Origin of the sequence: Novosphingobium sp. AAP93 (genome assembly GCF_001296055.1) — a bacterium.
Classification (GTDB): Bacteria; Pseudomonadota; Alphaproteobacteria; order Sphingomonadales; family Sphingomonadaceae; genus Novosphingobium.
This window is the reverse complement of the sequence record NZ_LJHZ01000020.1, coordinates 45,289-67,024: the sequence shown is the minus strand read 5'-3', so window position 1 is coordinate 67,024 and position 21,736 is coordinate 45,289. Positions and strand designations below refer to the sequence as shown.

The window sequence follows — 21,736 nt, the reverse complement described above, 5'->3', positions numbered from 1 at the left end:
ACGACGCCCTCCCCGCAGCGCCAGTGCAGGCGCCGCACCGGTCGCGCGATCACCCCCACTGCCCGAACACCGCAGCGCAGCGCCGCGAAATCCAACAGCCTCACCCCTTCTTCCCCTCCCCCGCTCGGGGGAGGCCGGGTGGGGGTGCGCAGCGCCTACCGGCAATGTTGCCCCTGGCGACACCGATCACCCCAGCCCCAGCGTCCCCAGCACCGGCCGGAACCCGGTCCCCTCGCGCAGCACCCGCGCCGCGTGGTTCCCGCCGAAGTGCGCCGGCACCAGCAGCGCCTCCCGGCTTGCGGCCAGTTCCAGCACCGCGCGCCGCGTCTCGCGCGCCTGATCGGGCGCCTCGCAGAACACGCTGTTCCAGTCCGGCCGATAGATCTGCGCCGGATGGTGGACCACATCGCCCACGAACAGCGCGTTGTCGCCCTTGCCCATCACCTCCAGCATCATGCTCCCGGGGGTATGCCCCGGGCAGGCCTGCAAGGTCAGCCCCTCGGCCACCTCGAACCCCGGCTCGGCCCACTCGGCGCGCCCGGCCGCGACAATCGGCGCCACGCTGTCCTCGTACATCCCTGCATTCACCGCCGCACCGACACCCTCCGGCCCCGCGGCGCCGTCCTCCGGATCCCAGTAAGCGCGGTCCGCCAGCGGCAGCACATAGCGCGCGTTGCGGAAGGTCGGCTCCCACCGCCCCTCCACCAGCCGCGTGTTCCAGCCGACATGATCGATATGGATATGCGAGCAGACGACCACGTCGATATCCTCCGGCTGAAACCCGGCGCGCGCCAGATTGCCGAGGAAATCGGTCTGCAAATTGCTGAAAATCGGAATGTTCGGCCGGTCCTTGTCGTTCCCCGCGCCGGTATCGAACAGGATGCGTTCCCTGCCCGTATCGAGCACCCAGCTCTGCAGGAAGGCATAGAGGTGCCCGGTCGCCGGATCGAAATACTCGGGCGCGAACTCCTCCGCATGCGGGTCCCACCCTTCCGGCGTGTAGCCCTGAAACAGGTAGGACGGCGGCGCGAACGTGCCCTGCCATTCCTCGATGCGGTGGACGGTGACGTGGCCGATCCGGAAACGGTCCATTGCTCTCTCCCCGCCGGGCGGTTCCCCGGCGGCAAGAGAGTGCTACAGCGCGCTGGCTTTCACAACCAGCGGCGCACGCGGGCCTTGTAAGCGGCGTACTCCGCGCCGAAGCGAGCTGCCATCGCGCGCTCCTCGGGCAGGATCTGGAACTGCTGCGTAAAGACTACGAAGGCCAGCGGCCCCGCCAGCAACCAGCCATTGCCCAGAGCAAAGGCCAGCGAGGCCAGCAGCGCCGTCAGCGCGACATACATCGGATTGCGGCTGCGCGCGTAGATCCCGGTCGTCACCAGCGTGCTGGCCTGATCGATCACCACCGGGTTGATTGTGGTGCCCGCCGCGAGGAAAGCCGCAATCGCGGGCCGTCCGAACCGCCCCGCCAGCACGAAAGTCGCGGCAAATCCGCCCAGCCGCACAATCAGCGGCAGCGGCGCGGCGGGGATCGCCGTGCTCGCCGCCGCCATCGCAAGGGCGGTCAGCGCGGTCATCACCGGCGGCGGAATGCGGTTGTCGAGCGGGCTGCGGCGCAAGGTTTGAGCTGACATGGCACCGGTTCCTTTCAGGCGCGGCGCACGAGGCGCGGGGCGGGGATCAGCGCGCTCGTTCCGGCCATCTGCGCGGCATGGGTCTGCCGCCAGACCGGATCGGCCACCGCAAGGCTGGGTTCTGCCAGTTCCGGCACCCTAAGCCGACGCTCCAGACGGCGCACGTTCACGCCCGGCTGGAACGGCACACGGTTGAAATTCACGAACGCCTTCAGCCGGTTGGCCAAGGTCTGCCGTGCAAACGGCAGCGCGGCATAGCGCCGGGCCGTCGTCTCGAAGCTCTCGGCGGGCGTCCCCGTCAGCGCTTCCACCACGTCGGTCACCCCGCCTTCAAAGGCGAAAGTCCCCGCGCGCATGTCCTCCAGATAATGGCTCAGGCTGGCGATCTCGTAGGGATCGACGCCCTGCAGCCGCGCCGCTTTCGCGAACAGCCAGAACGGCATGTCGAACGGAAGAACGCCATGGCCGACCACGCGCGCGATCACCGCCGCCATCTCGCGTCCGTCAAGCAGTTCGGGCCCGGTCGGGCGATAGCGCTTGCCGGCGTGCCGCTCCGGCCCCTCGGCGAGGATGACCGCCGCGGTGCGCGCCATGTCCTCGTTCGAGACCGGCGCCGCGCGGCCCTTGCCGGAAAGCACCGGGTAGAAGCCCAACAGCGCAGCGAAATCGATCGTGCGCAGGAAATTGTGCGCGAACATGCCCGGATTGAACACGGTGTGCCCCGCACCCGGCACCAGATCGAACAGGCCGTCATTCAGCCAAGTCTGCCGCGTCATGTTCGCCGGATGCGCGCGGTGCGAAGTCCACTGGCTCATGCTCACGACATGCTCGACGCGCGCCGCCTTCGCCGCCAGCGCAAAGGCCACCGCGCTCTGCATCATGTGCGGCCGCATCGGCGGCAGGTAGAACGCGCGCTGCACGCCCTTCATCGCGTCGGCCAGCTGATCGGCGTCGAACAGATCGGCGGTGACGATCTCGGCGCCCTTCGCGGCCAGCGCGGCCGAGCGGGCATCGTGGCGGCGCACCAGCGCGCGCACCGGCAGTCCGCGCGCCAGAAGGTCTGCAACGAGTGGCTGGCCGACACCGCCGGTCGCACCGCTGACAAGAATGAGAGGCGCGGCCATGGCTCAGCCCTCCTGCTTGGCGGCGGCGGCTTCAAGCCGGGCCAGGCGCGCCTCGAGCCGCGCGATGCGCAGCTCCGGCGCGGCGAAGTGATCGCTGTCGAGCGCTTCGAGGAACGCACCGATACGGGCAAGGAATCCCTGCCGTGCAGGTGCAGGGTTGGCGGCGAAAGCGGAAGCGGAACTTGCCATGGGACTGACCTCCTGAATAAGATGACGATCATCATCTTAATTTTTAGATGACATGCATCAGCTAATTTGGCAAGGGCCTGTCAGGAGAAAATCGCATGCGCCAATCCCGCGAAGCAAAAGCCGAGACTCATCAAGCGATTGTCGCTGCCGCCGCGCGCCGGTTCCGCGAGCGGGGGATCGAGGGCACCAGTGTCGGCGACGTCATGCAGGCCGCGAATCGCACGCACGGCGGCTTCTATCGCCACTTCGATTCGAAGGAGGACCTGCTCGTCGCCGCATTGGGCCGCGCCTTCGAGGAGATGATCGCCGGGCTCGAGCACGCCCTCGCCCATGTCCCCGCAGAGCGCGCGCTCGGCGGCTTCGTGCGCGGCTACACGTCGGCCGGGCGGGTTGCCGATGTCGGCGGCGGCTGCCCGGTCGCGGCGCTTTCCAACGACGTCCAGCGCAGCAACGAAGCGGTCCAGGCCGAATTCGGGCGCGGCGTCCGGGCGCTCATCGCATCCCTCGCCGCGCACCTCGAAGGACCGCAGGCCAAACGCGAAGCAAGCGCCGCCCGCACCTTCGCCATGGCCGCAGGCGCGGTGATGATCGCGCGGGCCAGCGACCAGGCGACAGCGGACCTTGTGCTGGCGGCGGTCCGCGACGAGGTTCCCCATCCGGCAACCACGCCCGGTTCCGCGCCGGCTGGGCCACGAGAGCTTCTGTAACCGATCCAGCGCAATGGGCGTATGACTTCAGGTGCGCCAGACGCACCGGCCAGGGGGGCGCGAGCAGGCATGTTCGGACAGGGCGTGATGGACGGGACCGGCGGCGTCAGGAGCCGCGCGGCAGGAATATTCGCCCTCACCCTGCTTGTCCTGCAGGCGATGGTGCTCGCCTCGTGGATCGCCGGGCTTGCCCTCATGCTCCCGTCCTGGGCCTCGAGCACCGCGCTCATCGTCGGTTGCCGCGAGGTGCCCGCCGCGCGCCCCCATGCTGCCAGCTTCGGTCACCTGATCTGCGGCGCGGTCGGCATTGCGGCGTTTCTGCTCGCCGGCCCCGCCGCCCATCCCTGGGCGCTGTGGCTGGCCGCGCCCGCTGTCGCCGTCGGCGTGACGCTGATGTGGGTCCTGCGCTGCTACCACCCGCCCGCCGCCGCCAATGCAGCCATTCCGCTCTTCTCGGCAGCAACGATGCCGGTCTATGCGGGCGCGGTCACGCTCGGTGCCGTGCTCCTTTATGGCGCCGCATGGGCCTTCGACCGCGCCGACGGGGCAGCCACCGCCTAGAAGTAGCGTTCACCGATCCGGATCGTATCGCCCGGCAGCACGGCCACTTGCGCGCTGCGCAGCGAAACCGCGCTCTCCGCCTTGCCCGTCTGCCGCCGCAGGAACACCGTCTTCTCGTTCGCGCGGTAGGTGAAGCCGCCCGCCCGCGCGATCGCCTGCTCCACGGTCATCCCGGAGGCATAGGAATATTCACCGGGACGGTTAACTTCCCCCAGAATGTAGAACGGCCGGTAGTTCAGCACCTCGACACTCACGCGCGGATCGTTGACATAGCCCTCCGCGAGCTTCGTCGTCAGTTCCTGCTGCACCGCATCGATCGTCCGGCCGCCCGCCACCACCACCCCGATCAGCGGAAACGCCAGCGCCCCACCGGGGGTGATGTTGTACTCGCCGGTCAGCGTCGGTTCGTTGAAAACGGTCACGCGGACACGGTCTCCAGCGCCCAGATGATAGCTCTCCAGCCCCGCCGCGACCTCTGCCGTGGAGATCGGCGGCGCGCCCGCACCGGCACATCCGCCGAGCATCAGCGCGGCCGCGCCAGCCATCGCCCCAGCTATCGTCCTAGCCATTGCGGTGACGAGACCGCGCTGCTGCCGCCCAGCGCCATCGTGCTTCCTGTCCATGCGAAATCTCCAATGCTTCCGGGTGATCTTGATCGTTGTCCCAAGTCTATGCCGCGGGCGGCAAAGCGCAATCACCCGGCCCCTTGCCGAATCCTCCACCTTGGAGATGTTCTGGCGGAGCGGCGCGCCACACCGTGCTGCCGCCTGCCGGCACCGCTCGCGTCACCTTCATCACAGCGCCGCCCCGCGGCATATGGTGCATAAATCCTTAAGCATTCACCCGGATTTGCCCTCGATCCGGCGATGCGGGATGCAGCGCCATACGAAGCTTCGGACTGCGCCCGCGAAGGCGCGCAGCGATCCTGCGGTGTCAATCGAAGGCCTGATTGCCTCCGGTTTGCCTCCGCAGCGGATACGCTTCGCCTTCCCCGCCGCGGCCCCTTGCCTAGTCTTGGAGCATGTCGCGAGGGGCGCCAACTTCCCCGACCGGATCGCACTTTACCATATAGGTTCCTCACCTGCTGGCGCGGGCGGGCGGGCCCATCGACCGAGGAGAACAGGGGTGAACACGGCAGTCGGCCTCTATCGCAATGCCGGGGGTGTGCCAGGCTTGGCACCCGCCGTCGCCTTCGAAACCCGGGTCCCGCCCCCGGCGGCAGACCGGGTGGACCTGCGCCTGCTCCTGGCCGTGTTCCGCCGCCGCCTTGGCGTTTTCCTCGCGGTCCTGTTCGCGGTGCTCGCCGCGGGTCTGCTGCTCACAGCGCTCCAGCCGCGCACCTACACCGCGCGCGCCGAAGTCACGCTCAACAGCCGCCCGCAGGCCGTCGCGCCGACGAGCACGAGCGACGGGCCGCAGCAGGCCGCGATCCCCAGCGAAGGCTATGTCGATACGCAAGTCGCGGTGGTCACCTCGGAAGCCAATCTCGCCGCCGTGGCAGACAGCCTCGGCCTCGCGAAGGATGCGCGCTTTGCGAAGTCTCCCGCCGGTGCGCAGGCCGCCGCGCTGGCCTGGCTGCGCAAGGGCGTGGTCGCCATCCGCATCGGCACGACGTACGGCATCGCGATCACGTTCGAGGATACCGATCCAGCGCTCGCCGCCCGCGTCGCCAACATGTTCGCGCAGCAATACACTGCCGGCGCGCTCGAAGCGAAGCGCAAGACCGCGCGCGCGACGACGACCGCGATCGCCGAGCGGCTCGAACAGCTGCGCCAGCAGGCGCTGGGCGATACGGCGGCTGTGCAGCGCTACCGCATCACCAACAACCTGCTCTCGACCACCATGGGCTCGCTGACCGAGCAGGAAATCTCGAGCTACAACCAGGCCGTCACCACCGCCCGCGCCGCCGCGAGCGAGGATGGCGCGCGGCTCGATGCGGCGCGGCGCCAGCTCGCGCTCGGCACCAGCGCAGGCGGCGTCGGCGAAGTCTCGGCCTCGCCCGCCATCGGCTCGCTGCGCGCCCAGCAGGCCACCGCCGCGACCGAACTCGCCTCGCTCACCGCACGCTATGGTCCGCGTCATCCCGATGTGCTGCGCGCCAAGGCCGCGCTCGGCGCCATCGACGACCGCATTGCGGATGAGACGCAGCGTGTGATTTCCAGCCTTGAGGCCCGCGCCCGGGTCTCGCAGCAGCGGCTCGCCTCGCTCACCGGCTCGCTCCAGCAGTCGCGCGGCACGCTCGCGCAGAACAACGCCGCGATGGTCGGCCTGCAAGACCTCGAGAAGCGCGCCGAGACCTCGAATGCGCTTTATGAAAGCTATCTCAATCGCTTCAAGGAGCTGACCGCGCGCGAAGGGACCGAGCAGGCCGACGCCGATCTGCTCCACCCCGCCGCCGTGCCGCTGCGGCCGACCAGCCCCAACGTCGCGCTGAATCTCGTGCTGTCGGTCGCGCTCGGGCTCGGGCTCGGCGTGGCGGCAGCCTTCGCGGCGGAAATGACCTTCAGCGGCCTCACCACGGGCGATGACATCGAGCAGCGTCTCGGCGTGCGTTACCTCGGCTCGATCCCCACGCTCGGGTCGGTCTGGCGGGGCGACGAGAAAGTGCCGATGGCCGCGCTGCTGGAAGACCCCCGCTCGGCCTTTGCCGAAAGCTTCCGCTCGCTGCGCGCCTCGATCGCGATGAACACCACGCAGGCGCGGATCATCGCGCTGACCTCGGCCCTGCCCGACGAGGGCAAGACAACGACGTCGATCTGCCTTGCGCGCTCGATGGCGCTGTCCGGCGACAAGGTGCTGCTGATCGATGGAGACTTGCGCCGCCAGGGCGTCAGCCGCTTCCTGCGCGGCGATGCCGGGCGGCCGGGCCTGCTCGATGTGCTCGGCGGCAAGGCCTCGCTCGAAGCCGCGCTGGTGGTCGATCCCGCCACCGGTCTCAACATCCTCCCGCTCGCCGAAGGCAGCGACAAGGCCCCCGAGCTGCTTACCGGCACCGAGATGGACCGCATGCTCGATGCCGCGCGCGAGATGTTCGATGCGATCATCATCGATACCGCGCCGGTGCTCCCCATCGCCGATGCACGGCTGATGCTGCGCAAGGCCGATGCCTCGGTCTTCGTCGTCCGCTGGCGCAAGACGCCCGAGGCCGCGCTGCGCTCCGCGCTGCGCCTGCTGCCGGACGACCGCGTGCAACTCGCCGGCGTCGCGCTCACCCGCGTCGACATGCGCAAGCAGGCGCGCTTCGGCTATGGCGACGATGCCTTCTACCATTCGTACAAGCGCTACTATGCCTGAGGCGGCCCCCACCTCCTCCACGCTCCCGGCCGAGCGCCTGGCACCGGCGGCAGACCGCGGCTTCCTCCTGCGGGACAGCAGCACCAGCCTTGTCGGCTCCGGCCTGCCCGCGCTGATCCGCCCCGGCGCTGTCCTGCCTGCCGATCCGCGCCGGCGCTTCAAGCGCGTCGCGATCATCCACTACTGGCTCGTCACCATGCGCGGCGGCGAACGCGTGCTGGAGCGGCTGCTGGAGCTGTTCCCGCAGGCGGACATCTTCACCCACGTCTACGATCCCGCCGCGATGTCGGCCACGATCCGCGCGCGCACCGTCCGCACCAGCTTCATCCAGAAGCTGCCCGGCGCGAAGAAGCACTACCAGTCCTACCTGCCGCTCATGCCCATGGCGCTCGAGCAGCTTGACCTGCGCGGCTACGATCTCGTCATCTCCAGCGAGAGCGGCCCGGCCAAGGGCGTCATCCCCGCGCCGGACGCGCTGCACCTGTGCTACGTCCACTCGCCGATGCGGTATCTGTGGGATCACTACCACAACTACCGTGAAGAGGTCGGCTGGCTCAAGCGCGCGGTCATGCCCATGCTCTGCCACGGCCTGCGCCAGTGGGACACCAGCTCCGCCGCACGGATTGACCGCGTCCTCGCCAATTCCAGCTTCATCCGCGAGCGCGTGGCCAAGGCCTGGCGCCGCGAGGCGGAGGTGGTCCATCCCCCCGTCGATCCCGCGCTGTTCACCCCGTCGAGCGAGATCGAGCCGGGCTATCTCTGGGTTGGCCAGCTCGTCCCCTACAAGCGCGCGGACCTCGCGATCGATGCGTTCAACGCGCTCGGCCTGCCGCTCACCGTCGTGGGAGATGGCCCGCAAGCGGCCATGCTCAGAAAACGCGCCGGGCCCACCATCCGCATGATCCCGCGCCTCAATTTCGACGAACTGCGCCGCGCCTATGCCCGCTGCCGCGCATTGGTGTTCACGGCGGAGGAAGACTTCGGCATTGTCCCCGTCGAAGTCATGGCCTCGGGCCGACCGGTCGTCGCCTATGGCCGCGGCGGCGCGCTCGACAGCGTGGTCGAGGGCCGCACCGGCCTGTTCTTCGGCGAGCAGACCACCGATGCGCTGATCGCCGCCATCCAGCAGCTCGAACGCTGGCTCCCCCACTTCGATCCCGCCGCGGCCACCGCCCGCGCCCGCGACTTTGCCCCCGAACGCTTCGACGCCGGCGTGCTGGAAGCGCTCGCATGAAGCTCCAGCCGCTCAACCGCCTGCGCACGCTCATCACCGTCCTGCGCCTCAAGCTGCGCGGCGAGGCGCCCGGCAAGCGCTTCTTCGTCCACAGCGGCTTCCCCCGGATCGAGGGGCCCGGCCGCATCACCATCGCGGATCGCGTCAACTGGTCCTGCCACGGCGCCCCCGTCGCGGTCGAAGTCGGCCCCGGCGCGCGGCTCGAGATCGGCGCCCGCGCCTTCCTCAATGCCGGGGTAGAGATCGTCTGCCACCTCTCCGTCCGCATCGGCGAGCATTGCCGGATCGGCCCGCGCTGCGTCCTCGCCGATACCAACCACCACCCGGTGCATGAAGGCGAGGGCGTCCGCGTCGCCCCGGTCACGCTCGGCCGCAACGTCTGGCTCGGGCGCGGCGTCACCGTGCTGCCGGGCGTCACCATCGGCGATCATGCCGTCATCGCCGCCGGTTCGGTCGTCTTTGGCGATGTCCCTCCGCGCCAAGTCTGGCGCGGCAATCCCGCCGCCTTCGTCAAGCCGGTCCGCACCTCCGACGCCTTTGTCCGGCCATGATGCGAAAGACGCCCCCATGGAACTGACCTTCATCGGCGCCGCGCAAGTCCTCATCGGGCTCACGCTGTTCGTCGCCGGTTCGGTCGAGGCGATGTTCGCCTTCGCGCTCGTCTCGGCCATGTTCGGCGGCTCGGCAGCGCTCCAGCTACCGGTGCTCGGCAATTCCTCGATCCCGCCGATCCAGTTCGCGCTGCTCTTCGTCGCGATGCGCCTGGTGGTGCCGGGTGCAGGCCAGATGGCCGCCGTCGGCCGCGCGCTCCGGGCAAACGGCTGGCTGGTCTGCTTCGTCGTCTACGGCCTCGCCATCGCCTTCATCGCCCCCCGCCTCTTCGCGGGACAGCTCGACGTCACCCCCCTGCGCGGCCGGGTCGAGGCGCGCTACACCTCCACCTTTGCCTATGTCTACGCGGTGCGCCCATTGGTACCGAGCCCGCAGAACCTCACCACCGCCGTCTACCTCCTCGGCACGCTCATCGCCGCCATCGCCAGCTACGTCGCCTGCGGGCGGGAGCAAGGCCGCGCGGTCCTCGTGCGCACGCTCGCCGCCGTCGGCATCGCCCATGCGCTGACCGGCTTTGCGTCGGTCGTCATCCGCGGCACCCCTGCCGAGGTGATCCTCGCCGTGTTCCGCAACGCCGCCTACGCCCAGCTCGACCAGTCCTACAACGGCTTCGTGCGGATGACCGGCCTCCTCCCCGAAGCCTCGACTTTCGCCAACTACGGCCTTGTCCTATTCGTCTTCTCATTCGAATGCTGGCTGCGCCGGATCGATCCGCGCTGGACGGGCCTCGCCGCCGCGCTCCTCGCCAGCGCGCTCGCGCTCAGCACCTCGAGCAGCGCCTACGCCGGCCTGCCCGCCTATGCCGTCATCCTCGCCGTGCGCGCGCTGCTGTTCCCCGGCGCCCTGCCCACCGACCGCGCGCTGTGGATCGCCGCCACCCTTCTCGCGCTCATCTCCGCCGGCTGCGCGGTGATGATCTGGCAGCCCCATTTCGCCGACGCCTTCGCCGATATGATCCGCCACATGACCATCGAGAAAAGCGAGACCCTTTCCGCCCAGCAGCGCCGCTTCTGGGCCTGGCAGGGCATCTACGCCTTTATCGAGAGCGGCGGCATCGGGATCGGACCCGGCAGCTTCCGCTCCTCCAGCCTCGCCACCGCCGTGCTCGGCTGCACCGGCGTGATCGGCGCGGTGACGCTGCTCGGCCACGTTCTCTCGGCCTTCAGCCCCTTGCGCCAATCGACCTGGGCCCCGGTCGAGGACAAGGCCCTCTCCACCGCCGCCGCCGCCAGCTGGGCGATGATCATGGGCCTCGCGATTGCCTCGATCGCTTCCCCCACCTGCGATCCGGGCACGGACTTCGCCATCCTCAGCGGCGCCGCCCTCGCCCTGCGCCGCATGCAAGCCGCTGCCCGCCCGGCAGAGACCGCCGTCCCCATCGCAGAGCCGCAAGCACCGGCGCTCGCGGTGCAAGGCGAACCTCTCTTCGTCGCGCCCGCCGCACCCCCGCGCGGTTTCATTCTCACCGAGCCCCTTGTCCTCGACAGCGCGCTCGAGCTCGCCTGACCGTGCGCCTCAGCCGCCCACCTGAAACCGATAGCCCCCGCCCAGCAGGAATGCCCGGATCGCCGGATCCGCGCTGAGCCCCGCGGCCCTCGCCGCCGCGTCCGCCGCCGCTTGCGCATCGCCCGCCAGCCACGCAACGCGGGCCAGCGCCGCCCACCATGGCTGATAGCTTGCGGTGCCCTCCATCGCCCGCAATTGCCCGAGCGCCGCAGCCCATGCGCCATTCTCCGCATGCGCCACCGCGCGCGCCACCATCACTCCCGTCGTCGGGGCGAATCCCGCCAGCACATCGTAGAGCCGGGCCAGCGGCGCGGTGAAGCGCTCCCCGGTCATCCGCTGGTGCGCGTGGAGCGACTGGATCGCCGCCTCGGTCTGGAACCGCCCCGGCGCGCCAAAGCCTGCCGCCCGCCGCAGCGCGCCCTCCGCCTCCAGCACCAGCTCGCGCGACCACTTCTGCGGGTCCTGCGCATGCAGCGGCACAAATGCGCCATCCGCCCCCCGCCGCGCCGGCTGCCGCGCCTCGCAGTGGCAGATCAGCGAGAGCAGCCCCAGCGCCTCCGCCTGCTCCGGCATCAGCTCCGCAGTCAGCCGCGCCAGAAACAGCGCTTCCCCGCGCAGACCCGCCAGCCGCGCATCCGCCCCCAGCGTATCGTCCCATGCGGTGCCATAGGCCGCATAAATCGCGGAAAGGACGGCGGCGAGCCGCTGCGGCGCTTCCTCCACATCGGGCACCACAAACGCGATCCCGGCATCGCGGATCTTGCGCTTGGCGCGCACCAGCCGCTGCCCCATCGTCGCCCCGCTGACGAGGAACGCCGCCGCGATCCGCGCCGCATCGAGCCCCAGCACCGTCTGCAGCATCAGCGGCGCCTGCGCATCGGGATCGATCGCAGGATGCGCGCAGACGAACAGCAACGCCAGCCGCTCGTCACCAAAGGGGCTGGCCGACACGTCCTCCCGTTCCTCCGCCAGCAAGGCCAGCACATCCCCGGCGCGCGAGGCCGTAGCCGCCCGCGCCGACTGGTGCCCCGCCGCTCTCCGTGCGACCGTGAGCAACCAGCCTTCCGGATTGGCCGGCACGCCCTGCTCGCCCCATTGCGCCAATGCAGCGGCAAAGGCTTCGGCCAGGGCATCCTCCGCCGCCGCGATATCGCGCGTCCGCGCCGATACGAGCGCCAGCAATCGACCATAGGACGCGCGCGCCGCCTGCTCCGCAGCAGCCGAAGGCGAAGCCAACGGGGGGCGGCGCGCGCTCTCCATCCGGATCAGCCTGCGGGCGGCGGCGCCATCACCGGGCGGACTTCCACCGCCCCGGCCCCGACGCATGGCGCCCGCGCCGCCCATTCGAGCGCGGCATCGAGATCGGCCACCTCGATCACCACATAGCCTCCCAGCGCTTCCTTGGTATCGGCAAACGGCCCGTCGACAACGTGGCGCGTTCCGTTCTCGATCCGCAGGGTCGTGGCGGTATCCGGCCCCTGCAGCCCGTTGCCGCCGACCATCACCCCGGCCCCGGCAATCGCCCCCATATAGGCCGACCAGCTGCCCCAATAGGGCCCGGCCGCCACCGGATCCGTGCGCTTGGCGCGTTCTTCGGCGGTTTCGGTAAAGAGGAGCACATACTGCATCGCTTGGTTCCTTCATCGGCGTGAGCCGGTTCATCCGGCAAGCAGCAGAGGCTGCCTGCAACGATGTGCGGCAAGGTGGGACGATTTCGACAGGGGAGCGGAAAATTCCTGACTGAAGTCTCAGCGCATGGAGGTTGACACAGTTGACACTGTCCAGAGCGAAAACTGGCCTTCCCGCCGCCGAAGAGCCAAATACCTAATATTGCACGATAACCTCCCAATTGCCTCGGCGGCGGCGCGGGAATGCGTGACAGTTGTGTCTGAAATGGCCTTGCTCATTGCAGCACCGCCTTTCCGCCGTTTCAGCGCCATGATGATAAACGTGACTCGCCGTCCGCCGGACCAACGGATCGCCTCCACGAGGGAAGATGCGCGAAGTCAGGGTGTGTAGGAAAGGTGTTTCGCACACCTTCAGCGCTGCGCATGATCGCTTTGGCGGTGCCGCGCTTCGGCGCGGGCCTTGATCACGGCAAGGACGTTGCTCTGGACATCGCCAAGGAGGATTTCGCCCCAGAGCGCGGCGTAAGGATTTGCGTGTGTCTTGGCGATGTAGTTGGTGCGCGGCGTCAACCGGGTGGTGGTGGGGGAAAGCCGGGTGAGCGTGTAGTCTCCGGTATCGATCTTGAGGAACTCGCCATCGGGCGCGATGTGCTTGTCGGTGTAATCCTGCACGGTGCTGTTGGTGAAGGCGAAGCGCCAGCCGAGGCGGCGGCCGGGTTGCCATTGGGTGATGCGCTCCTCGAAGTTGATGTGGTCTCCCCAGTACGCCGTGCGGACATGGCCCACGCCGGAGCCGGTCACGGTGGTAGCACGCGGCCGGGGAACGCCGAGAATGTCCTGCGTGAAAGTCCAGCGGCCTTCGCTTTCAGCGATGTGGCGATTGCTAACCGCGTAGGGCCAGATCTCTTCGGGCGAAGCCTCGATGACAATCTCGCGCACGACGGAATAGCGATCGTGGGGGACGGGGACTTGCGCTTCAAGCGTGCCAGCGAAGAGCGGCATCAGGACGAGCGAGGAGCGAAAGGTGTTCTGATCAGCCGTCCAGCGGCGCGAGCGGCGCATCATGTTCGCGCCAAGCCAGCCGAAGAACAACCAGAGCGGCAGCAGCATGAGGACGCAGATGACACCTTCGTGCAGGATCACCATCGAACCGGCCACCACAATGAAGGCGAATGCGACCGGGACCATGGAATAGAAGGAGGCCGGGCGGGTGCCGTCGCGATCACCGACATAGCAGATCAGAGCACAGAGGTAGGCCGGGAGGAAGGTGAGGAACCACAGGCTGCCGAACCCCACCCTTGCATCGCTGCTCGCCTCGATCAGGAAGAAGGCACAGAGCGCGATGACGAGGGCCAAAGTGAAGCCGGCGATGATGCGGCCGCGTTTGTCCTGACCGGGCCCCACGTGATCGTCTTGAGCATGTACCATATCACCTCCTGCGAGATATTCCGATATTTCTGTAAATTGAGAAATTTATGATCAAAAAAAGGACTCAGCTATCCTCCGCCTGCTTGCCGCTCCGGCGCGTGACGAAGCGGAGCAGGCCCACGACACGCGAGCCCATGCGGATCAGCGTCATGATCTGGGATGGCGGCACATCGAGCATCTGCTGGTACCAGCGGTCCACCGTGGTCACGAAATCGTGCATTGCGACGAGCCGGCCACGCACTTTGCCGCTGATGTGGGGATCGTCGATGTTCTCCATCGCGGCGGTGATCGCGCGCACCATCGGATCGATCTCGCGCTCCTTGCGGCCTTGGGCGACCTTGGTAGCCATCTGCCACAAGTCGGTCTCGGCCTCGAAGTGATCGCGCCGGTCACCCAGCACCGGCACGCGGTGGATGAGCTTCCAGGTGAGCAGCTCCTTGAGGCTGTTCGACACATTCGAGCGTGCCATGCCGAGCTTTTCAGAGATATCCTCGGCCGTGAGGGGCCGATCGGACAGGAACAGCAAGGCCTGAATCTGGGCGACCGAGCGGTTGACGCCCCATTGCGAGCCCATGTCGCCCCAGCGCAGGACGAATTGCTCCACAGCTTCGGGTAACTTGCTCGACTCGCCGTTAATTTCTGTCATAACAGAAATATCTGACTTTCTTGCCACAGAGTCAAGAGCAGAGACCTGACCAGCCTTGACCCTGCCCTGCGCCGGTGCTGGACTGCACCGAAAGGCCAGCGGCAGGAGGTAGCATGATCACGGTGACTCGCATCGATCCGTCGGGCACGGCGCACCGCATTGCCGTGCGCGGGCATGAGTTTGTGACGGACATGACCCCGGCGGCGGGGGAAGACAACGAGGGACCCGATCCGCACGAGATCTACGACGCGGCGCTGGGGGCTTGCAAGGCGCTGACGGTGCTTTGGCTGGCGCAGCGCAAGGGCATGGCGCTGGAGGATATAGAGGTGGTCGTCACGCGCGATGCCAGCCGTGAACGCGAGGGGGTCTATCGCCTGCGCACCGCGCTGATGCTGAACGGCGATCTTTCGACCGAGGACCGCGATGCGCTGCTGGCGGCGGCGAAGAAGTGCCCGGTACACAAGCTGATGACCGAAGTGACCACCGAGGTGGAGACGGTGCTGGTCGAGCTCTAGTAGTAACTTTCGCTGCAAAGCACCTTGCAATTCGTTTAGTCGCGGTCGAGGGGCGCTGGATGACCGCCAGCCGCCTTGACCGCCTCCTTCACCCTGTCATCGGCCCGACAGCGCGCGGGCGGCTGGCGGCGATAGTCGGGGCGGCAATGCTCAGCCTCGTGGCGATCGCGTTCGCGGCCGCAGGCGAGCAGGCACAGCACGCCTTCGCCCGCCTGGTTGGCGCGGTATGGTGGGCACCCCTGTTCGTGACGCCGCTGACCTTCGCCGGAATCGTGGCGCTGACCCGCGCGCATTGGCCCGAGGCGAAGGGATCCGGCATTCCGCAAGTGATGGCGGCGGGCCGGGCACCGGGGGCAGCATCCTCGGTGCAGTTGATCGCGCTGCCGGTCGCGGCGGCCAAGTTTGCCTTCACGCTGCTGATGCTGCTGGCGGGTGCTCCAGCGGGACGCGAGGGCCCCACCGTTCAGATCAGCGCGGCGGTCATGGCGGCGGTCCACCGCTGGATGCGCGTGCCGGTGACGACGGGCGTGGTCATTGCCGGCGGCGCGGCGGGCGTGGCGGCGGCGTTCAACACCCCGCTGGCAGGCGTGGCCTTCGCCATCGAGGAGCTCGCCTCTGCGTTCGAGCAGCGCGTGGCGGCAATGGTGATGGTGACGGTGATGGTCTCGGGCCTGATCAGTCTCGGCGTGGCGGGCGATTACGTCTATTTCGGTGCGATGTCGCAGCAGTTGCCGCTGCGCGCGATGGTGCTGGCGGCACCGCTGGCAGGGATGGCGGGCGGGCTGCTCGGCGGACTGTTTGCCAAGGCGCTGATCGCGATGGCGTGGTCAAGGCACCGGGCCTTTCTAGCGATCCGTTCACGACCGGTGGGGTGGGCCTTTGCCTGCGGGTTCATTGTCGCGGTAATCGGAGTGGTCACGGGCGGCCTTTCGTGGGGGACCGGATATGATGCGACGCGCAGCCTGCTGGGCGGCGAGGCGCATCCGCTGCTGTTCGGCCCGGCGCGCTTTGTCGCCACGCTGGCAACCGCGCTGAGCGGGGCGCCGGGCGGCATCTTCGCGCCCACGCTGTCGGTCGGTGCGGGGCTCGGGCAATTGCTGGCGCAGGTTTTCCCGCGCGACGAGGCAGGCGCGATCGTGCTGCTGGGCCTGATCGGCTATTTCGCCGGCGTGGTCCGCGCGCCGCTGACGGCGGTGATCATCGTATCGGAGATGACGGCAGACCGTTCGATGATCCTGCCGCTGTTTGCCACGGCGCTGATCGCGGATCAGGCAAGCGCGGCGGTCTGCCCGCAGAAGCTCTATCACGCGCTGGCGCGCCAGTTTGCACCGGCGCGACGCTAGGCGCCTTTCTTTGCGGTCAGCGCATCCCATTCCGCCCAGGGAATGTCGCGGCCGGGCCAGGCGACTTTCCTGAACGGCCACTTCCGCGCAATCCAGCGGTGCGCCCATGCCGCCAATTGCTGGTCGAAGCCCGCGTCGTATTCGGCCTTGGTCACCCAGATGCGGACGACCGCGTCATAGCCGAGGACCGGGCTCGGCGCGACATAGAGGCAGCCGCGCTCGCGCTTTCCGTCAGGCGTGAGGACCGAATAGGCAAAGCTCTCGCGGCGCTGGAAGCGACCGGCTTCGGTCTGCATGTCGAGCAGGGCATCGGCATCGCTGATCCCCGCGTGGGGCCATTCGGTGCTGCGGGTGAAAGTCTGCTGCAGGTGCTCGACCGAGGACATGTAGGCATCGAAATCGATCTTCACGAGATCGGGGCCGAGCGGCTGGAGGCGGAAGCCGGGGCCCGTCGCGCTGGTCGGGACGGCGAAGGTGGGGGCAACGAGCGGTGTCGGCGGGACGAGCTTGGCTTGCACCGGCGGCGCGGCGAGGAGCACGGCAGCGGCGGCGGCGGCGGCGATGGCGAGGCGCTTCATCGGTTCGGGTCCCCCTTGTTGCACTTGCGAAGGTTTCACGAGTGGCTTGAGGGAGCAAGCGGCATTTTGGGTCAGGCCGGTTTGCGCGGCGCTGAAAGGAGCGCGGCGGCGCGGCGCAACGCGGGGATGACCGGCCATGCGGCGAGGAGCCAGCCGGCGGCGGCGCAGGCGAGCGGGAGCGCCAGCGCAAGCAGCGGGGCGGAACTGCCGAACAGACGGTCTGCCGCAAGCGCCGCGCCGTATGCTCCGACCAGCGGCAGGGCTACGAGGCGGGCGGCTTCGGCAAGCGCAGGGCGGTCCTGCCGCTGCAAGGCCGTGAGCACCATGGCTGCGGCAGCGAGCAGGGCGACCAGCGTGGCCGCACAGGCGGCGCCAAGTGCGCCATAAGGGGCGGCGAGCACAGTGAGCCCGGCGGTGGCGGCGGCGGCGACGGACTGGACCGCGAGAACCCTGCCCTGCCGGTCCGTCACGATGAGTTCGGCCGTGGCGACGGCGGTGAGCAGGGCGGCCATGCGCGCCACGCAGAATACGGCGACGACGGGCGCAGCGGCAGCCCACGCGTGTCCAAGCGCGAGCGGAACCACGCGGTGTGCGAAGAGAGCCAGCAGCGCCATCGTCGGCCAGCCGAGCACGGCGAAGAGGCCGGCGAGGCGTGGCCAGGCGCCGGGGTTGCCCTCGCTGTCGCCGCGCGCCCGCTCTGCCGCAAGGGTGGTGAGCGCGAGCATGCCGGCGGGCTGGACGAACATGTCCGCCAGCGCGGTAACCATGCGGTTGGCCGCGCGGTAGAGCCCGGACGCGGCGGGCGAGAGCACTACGCCGAGCACGAGATCGCCGCTGTAGTTGGCGAGGAAGGTGACGAGTACCGAGCCGAAGCGGCTGACGGACCAGCGGAGCACTTCGCCCACCGCCACGCGTTGCGGCAGGGCAAGCACAAGCGGCGGCCCCAGCGCGCCGAGCGCCAGCGCCATCAGCACCGTGCGCGCGTAGATCTGGAGGACCAGCGCCCAGAGGCCCCAACCCGCCACGAGCAGTGCTATGGCGGCAAGGCCCGCGCCAACCTCGGCCAGCACGGTGATGGCATAGTAGCGCCGCACCGCTCCTGATCGGAGCATCAGCGATTCCGCAAAAGCCGCGAGTGCGCCGAGCAGCACCGATGGGGCAAGCGCGAGAATGACAGCCGCGACCCCGCCGCCCTTGAACACGAACGGCGCGGCGAAGCCCAGCGCGAGGAGCAGCAAGGTCCAGCCCAGCGCGACCAGCATCGTCGCGGCAAGGCAGGCGCCGGCACCGCGCGGCTGATCGGCATCGTGCGGGAGCTTGAGCAAGTACTCGAACGGGCCGGTGTAGAGCATCGTCCGCGCGAGCATGACCAGCGCCCCGGCAATCGCGAACACGCCGAAATCGGCAGGTCCGAGGTGGCGCGTGGCGACAAGCGTGACCGCGACCATCGCGAACTGCCCACTGACCCGCGCGGCCATGGCGATGACGGCCGTGCCGCCACCGGCGCGAGCGAAGCGGAGCACGCGAGCCTTCATGCGCTGCGCCTCATGTCTTGCGGGCCAGTTCGCGCAAGGAGGAGAGCAGCATCTGCCCGGCGCGCGCCCAGGTATAGCGCGCGGCGCGGGCGCGGCCGGCCTCCACCAGAACCTCACGCGGCAGGCGGGTGATCGCGCGGCGCCACGACCTGGGATCGTCCGGATCGGCATAGAGCGCGGCATCGCCGCAAATCTCCGGCACGGCCCCGCAGGGCGCCGCGATCACCGGGCAGCGGCACAGCATCGCCTCCACCGGGGGCAGGCCGAACCCTTCGGTGCGCGAGGGGAACAGCAGCGCGGCGGCGCCTTCATAAAGCCCGCGCAGGGCGGCATCGTCACAGGGACCGGCGAACACCGTGTCCGCCGGCGGGGCGAGCCCGGCGGCTTCCAGCGCGGCACGCGGCGGGCCGATCACGACGAGGCGCAAAGGCGCCAGCGCGCCATCGGCAAAAGCGGCGAAGACGACGGCGTTGTTCTTGTAGGCCTTGGGGCTGCCGAACATCAGCACATAGGTGCGCGGGGCGAGGCCCAGGCGGGTGAGCGCTGCGGGATCCGGCACTGCTTCAAGGATATGATCCGCGCCGTTATGGAGCACTTCCGCCCCCGCCTTCCCGGTGACGCCGCCGCGCGCGAGTTCGTCCGCCGAGAAGGCCGAGACGGTGAGCACCCGCGCGCTGGAGCGCGCCATCAGCGGGGTCAGCAGGCGGTATCCCACGCGCTGGCGCCAGGGGTAGGAGCTGTCCGCCCGGAGGAACTGCGCATCGTGCAGCAGGGTGAGCTTGGGCCGGTGCGCGACAGGCGCGAGATTGGCGAGATTGACGAGCAGCCCGCCCGCCGCAAGCCGGGGCAGGCGCAGCTGTTCCCATGCCTGCGAGGCGGGCTGGTCATCCTCGATCACCTGAATCGCGGTGAGCGGCGGGCCATCGGCACAGCCCTTGGGCACGATCAGCGCGCAGGGCGGATCATCGGGCGCGGGAGCGGTGGCGAGGAGATCGTCCACTTCGGCGATCAGGCGCGCGGCGACGCGGTGGACGCCGTTCAGCCCCCCGGCGCGGAACTTTCCATTGAAGACAACGCGGCGCATGCGCGGCCTCACATCCGCTCGATCTTGCGCGGATCGATCCGGCCGAGCGCGAGATCGGCGAGCGCGCGCACGTTTCCCGCGAGACGGCCGGCGCGATCGATATGCGGTTCGGGGAACGGCGCGCGCAGCAGGTTTGCGGCGAGGTTCTGCCAGAACAGCCGGCCCGCCAGCCAGCGCGGGATCGTGCCCTTGCGCAGCAGGTAGACGATGTTGGCGACTTGCGAATAGCCGAGCCGCCGACCCGAAGTACGCCCGCCGCGCACCCCGAGATGGACACCGGTGACACGGCCCGACGAGACCAGCCGCCCGCGCCGGGCCAGCTGCATCGTCAGATCGATATCCTCCTGCCAGCCATAGAGCGGCAGCGCTTCATCAAAGCGCAGGCCGCGCATCAGCGACATGCGCAGCGCCATGTTGCAGCCATAAAGCGCCTCACGCGGGATGACCGCCGGATCAAGCCCCGGCGCATCGCGGGCGATCAGATCGAGCGCCTGCTCCGCGGTGAAGCCGCCGTGGCGCACCCCGTCTGCCACGAGGTTGCCGGTGATGCCGGCTATCCCCGGATCGGAGGCAAACAGGTCTTCGATCGCGGCGCAGTAACCGGGCGCCATGACAAAATCATCGTCGAGGAACAGGACCACGTCGGTCCGCCCCTCCAGCACTTCGAGCGCGCGGTTGCGCTGGCGGCAAAGGCCCTTGGGCGAAAGCACGAGCTCCGGCTGCAGCGCGCTTTCGCCCGCGCTGCCGAAATCGGCCTGCGACGGCGCGACAATCACCACGCCATCGGGCGTGCGCGTCTGCCGCGCGATGAGATCGACCGTTTCACGCAGCAGCGCAGGGCGGCCAACCGTGGCGATAGCGATATGGATACGCAGCATATGCGGCCTGCCCCCGAAGCCTAGCACCACTCCATCGCGTGTGGCCCCACCGGTCTAGCCAAGGCCCGGCCCCGCGCCCACGAACGTTGTCTCCGAACCCGACCCGTTAGCGGGCGCGGTAGAAGCAGGGGTGGTGGTAGAACGCGGCATTCCCAACCAGCAGGACCGTGCGCGGATGACCCAGCAGAGCACCAGCAACCCCGAGATCGTCATCAATGGCCGTTTCCTGATGCAGCCGGTGACGGGGGTGCAGCGCGTGGCGCGCGAGCTCACGCGCGCGTTCGACCGGCTGGTAGCGGAGGACGGCCTGCCGGTCGCGCTGCGGCTGGTATGCGAGGCGGGTGCCGTTGTCGATGATCTGGGCCTGCAGGTCACGTCGGTGGAGCGCGCGGAAAGCCGGTGGGGCGGCCATGCCTGGGAGCAGCTGGTGCTGCCGGGCCGGGTGCGCGGCGGGCATCTGCTTTGCCTTGGAAATACCGCGCCGTTTGCCTCGCTCCATGCCGGACAGAGCGTTTCGGTGATGATCCATGACCTTTCGTATCGGCAGTTTCCCGGCGCCTATCGGCGGCACTACCGACTGGGACATCGCTTCATGCTGCCCTCGCTGCTGCGCCGGGCCCGGACGATCATCACCGTTTCGGAGCGGGAGAAGGCCATGCTCGCGGCGCTCCGCCCGGAAGCGCGCGGGCGAATCCGCGTGGCGCAGAACGGCGGCTGGAGCAGCAGCCCGGCGGGCGCACAGGCCGCAGAGCCGACCGGTGTGGAGCCCGAGCCGGGCTACGTGCTGTTCGTCGGTTCACTCTCGCGGCGCAAGAACATCCACGGCGTGCTGGAAACAGCGGTGCGGCTGGCGCGCGAGGACGGCCTCGACACGCTGATTGTCGGTGGCGGAAGCGATATCCTCTCCCCCATCGCGGGGGATATCCCGGCGGATGTGGCGCATCTCGTGCGCTTTACCGGGCCGGTGACCGAGCTGGATGCGTTGGGGCAGCTGTACCGCAATGCCGGGTGCCTGCTGTTTCCCTCGTTCTACGAAGCGAGCCCGCTGCCGCCGGTCGAAGCGATGCATTTCGGCTGTCCGGTGGTGGTCTCCGCCATTCCAGCGATGACCGAGCGCTGCGGAACGGCGGCGGTCTATTGCGATCCGCACGATGTGGACGACATGGTGGCGGCCGTGCGGCGGGTGCTGGCCGATCCCGCCCGGCTGGCGGCGAAGGGCCGGCTCCACGCCGCGCACTGG

The 21,736-nt window shown here is 69.0% G+C and carries 21 protein-coding genes and 1 pseudogene; 9 read left to right on the top strand and 13 right to left on the bottom strand.

Annotated elements, in window-relative coordinates; translation table 11 throughout:
• Positions 1–186: 186 nt before the first annotated feature.
• From IP83_RS05055 to IP83_RS05040, 4 genes are read right to left on the bottom strand one after another with little or no spacing between them, the layout of a single operon-like run.
• Entirely contained in the window at positions 187–1,092 is a 906-nt protein-coding gene (locus IP83_RS05055) for an MBL fold metallo-hydrolase (protein ID WP_054121120.1), read from the bottom strand.
• Between the two features lie 59 nt (positions 1,093–1,151).
• The gene (locus tag IP83_RS05050; protein ID WP_082364491.1) at positions 1,152–1,634 is read right to left on the bottom strand and encodes an isoprenylcysteine carboxylmethyltransferase family protein; all 483 of its coding nucleotides are present in this window, start codon (positions 1,632–1,634) and stop codon (positions 1,152–1,154) included.
• A 14-nt stretch (positions 1,635–1,648) separates the two neighbouring features.
• Positions 1,649–2,758 carry an NmrA family NAD(P)-binding protein gene (locus IP83_RS05045; protein ID WP_054121118.1) on the bottom strand — a complete coding sequence of 370 codons (1,110 nt, stop codon included), beginning with the start codon at positions 2,756–2,758 and terminating at the stop codon, positions 1,649–1,651.
• 3 nt (positions 2,759–2,761) lie between these two features.
• Positions 2,762–2,947 carry a hypothetical protein gene (locus IP83_RS05040; RefSeq protein WP_054121117.1) on the bottom strand — a complete coding sequence of 62 codons (186 nt, stop codon included), beginning with the start codon at positions 2,945–2,947 and terminating at the stop codon, positions 2,762–2,764.
• Positions 2,948–3,042: 95 nt separating this feature from the next.
• Between IP83_RS05040 and IP83_RS05035 the strand changes: the two genes are divergently transcribed.
• Both IP83_RS05035 and IP83_RS05030 read left to right on the top strand, forming a co-directional pair.
• Positions 3,043–3,654, top strand: coding sequence for a TetR/AcrR family transcriptional regulator (locus IP83_RS05035; RefSeq protein ID WP_054121116.1), 612 nt, complete (start codon positions 3,043–3,045; stop codon positions 3,652–3,654).
• Between the two features lie 69 nt (positions 3,655–3,723).
• On the top strand, positions 3,724–4,215 hold the full coding sequence (locus tag IP83_RS05030) for an HPP family protein (RefSeq protein WP_197274278.1): 492 nt from the start codon (positions 3,724–3,726) through the stop codon (positions 4,213–4,215).
• On the opposite strand, the gene IP83_RS05025 is transcribed toward IP83_RS05030, so the two are convergent.
• On the bottom strand, positions 4,212–4,838 hold the full coding sequence (locus IP83_RS05025; protein ID WP_231624910.1) for a polysaccharide biosynthesis/export family protein: 627 nt from the start codon (positions 4,836–4,838) through the stop codon (positions 4,212–4,214). The genes IP83_RS05030 and IP83_RS05025 overlap by 4 nt on opposite strands.
• Before the next feature lie 502 nt (positions 4,839–5,340).
• Between IP83_RS05025 and IP83_RS05020 the strand changes: the two genes are divergently transcribed.
• From IP83_RS05020 to IP83_RS05005, 4 genes are all read left to right on the top strand, one after another.
• Positions 5,341–7,509: a polysaccharide biosynthesis tyrosine autokinase gene (locus IP83_RS05020; protein ID WP_054121114.1), complete on the top strand. Its 2,169-nt coding sequence runs from the start codon at positions 5,341–5,343 to the stop codon at positions 7,507–7,509.
• A 196-nt stretch (positions 7,510–7,705) separates the two neighbouring features.
• The gene (locus IP83_RS05015; protein WP_082364495.1) at positions 7,706–8,743 is read left to right on the top strand and encodes a glycosyltransferase; all 1,038 of its coding nucleotides are present in this window, start codon (positions 7,706–7,708) and stop codon (positions 8,741–8,743) included.
• The gene (locus IP83_RS21065) at positions 8,740–9,294 is read left to right on the top strand and encodes a DapH/DapD/GlmU-related protein (RefSeq protein ID WP_054121113.1); all 555 of its coding nucleotides are present in this window, start codon (positions 8,740–8,742) and stop codon (positions 9,292–9,294) included. The genes IP83_RS05015 and IP83_RS21065 overlap by 4 nt, the downstream gene beginning before the upstream one ends.
• A 16-nt stretch (positions 9,295–9,310) precedes the next feature.
• Complete coding sequence (locus IP83_RS05005; RefSeq protein WP_054121112.1) at positions 9,311–10,861, top strand: hypothetical protein; 1,551 nt, start codon at positions 9,311–9,313, stop codon at positions 10,859–10,861.
• A 9-nt stretch (positions 10,862–10,870) separates the two neighbouring features.
• Here the strand turns inward: IP83_RS05005 and IP83_RS05000 are convergent, their stop codons facing one another.
• From IP83_RS05000 to IP83_RS04985, 4 genes are all read right to left on the bottom strand, one after another.
• Entirely contained in the window at positions 10,871–12,097 is a 1,227-nt protein-coding gene (locus IP83_RS05000) for an RNA polymerase sigma factor (protein WP_231624909.1), read from the bottom strand.
• Positions 12,098–12,126: 29 nt separating this feature from the next.
• Positions 12,127–12,489 (bottom strand): YciI family protein, encoded by a 363-nt coding sequence (locus IP83_RS04995; protein ID WP_054121110.1) that lies wholly within the window; start codon positions 12,487–12,489, stop codon positions 12,127–12,129.
• Positions 12,490–12,900: 411 nt separating this feature from the next.
• A complete protein-coding gene (locus IP83_RS04990; protein ID WP_054121109.1) occupies positions 12,901–13,917 on the bottom strand; it encodes an SRPBCC family protein in 1,017 nt (338 codons plus the stop codon).
• 64 nt (positions 13,918–13,981) lie between these two features.
• Positions 13,982–14,563: a GbsR/MarR family transcriptional regulator gene (locus IP83_RS04985; protein ID WP_054121108.1), complete on the bottom strand. Its 582-nt coding sequence runs from the start codon at positions 14,561–14,563 to the stop codon at positions 13,982–13,984.
• 113 nt (positions 14,564–14,676) lie between these two features.
• Here IP83_RS04985 and IP83_RS04980 point away from each other — a divergent pair, with 113 nt between their 5' ends.
• Together IP83_RS04980 and IP83_RS04975 are read left to right on the top strand one after the other, a co-directional pair.
• A complete protein-coding gene (locus IP83_RS04980; RefSeq protein ID WP_054121107.1) occupies positions 14,677–15,078 on the top strand; it encodes an OsmC family protein in 402 nt (133 codons plus the stop codon).
• A 59-nt stretch (positions 15,079–15,137) separates the two neighbouring features.
• Positions 15,138–16,421 carry a chloride channel protein gene (locus IP83_RS04975; RefSeq protein ID WP_054121106.1) on the top strand — a complete coding sequence of 428 codons (1,284 nt, stop codon included), beginning with the start codon at positions 15,138–15,140 and terminating at the stop codon, positions 16,419–16,421.
• On the opposite strand, the gene IP83_RS04970 is transcribed toward IP83_RS04975, so the two are convergent.
• From IP83_RS04970 to IP83_RS04955, 4 genes are all read right to left on the bottom strand, one after another.
• A complete protein-coding gene (locus IP83_RS04970; RefSeq protein WP_054121105.1) occupies positions 16,418–16,999 on the bottom strand; it encodes a hypothetical protein in 582 nt (193 codons plus the stop codon). The genes IP83_RS04975 and IP83_RS04970 overlap by 4 nt on opposite strands.
• A gap of 71 nt (positions 17,000–17,070) precedes the next feature.
• Positions 17,071–18,534 carry an oligosaccharide flippase family protein gene (locus IP83_RS04965; protein ID WP_054121104.1) on the bottom strand — a complete coding sequence of 488 codons (1,464 nt, stop codon included), beginning with the start codon at positions 18,532–18,534 and terminating at the stop codon, positions 17,071–17,073.
• A 10-nt stretch (positions 18,535–18,544) separates the two neighbouring features.
• Positions 18,545–19,618 (bottom strand): glycosyltransferase family 1 protein, encoded by a 1,074-nt coding sequence (locus tag IP83_RS04960; RefSeq protein WP_054121103.1) that lies wholly within the window; start codon positions 19,616–19,618, stop codon positions 18,545–18,547.
• A gap of 8 nt (positions 19,619–19,626) precedes the next feature.
• On the bottom strand, positions 19,627–20,496 hold the full coding sequence (locus tag IP83_RS04955) for a glycosyltransferase family 2 protein (protein WP_054121102.1): 870 nt from the start codon (positions 20,494–20,496) through the stop codon (positions 19,627–19,629).
• Between the two features lie 175 nt (positions 20,497–20,671).
• Between IP83_RS04955 and IP83_RS21100 the strand changes: the two are divergent.
• Positions 20,672–21,685: pseudogene (locus IP83_RS21100) on the top strand (glycosyltransferase family 4 protein); the annotation flags it as partial.
• Positions 21,686–21,736 lie beyond the last annotated feature (51 nt).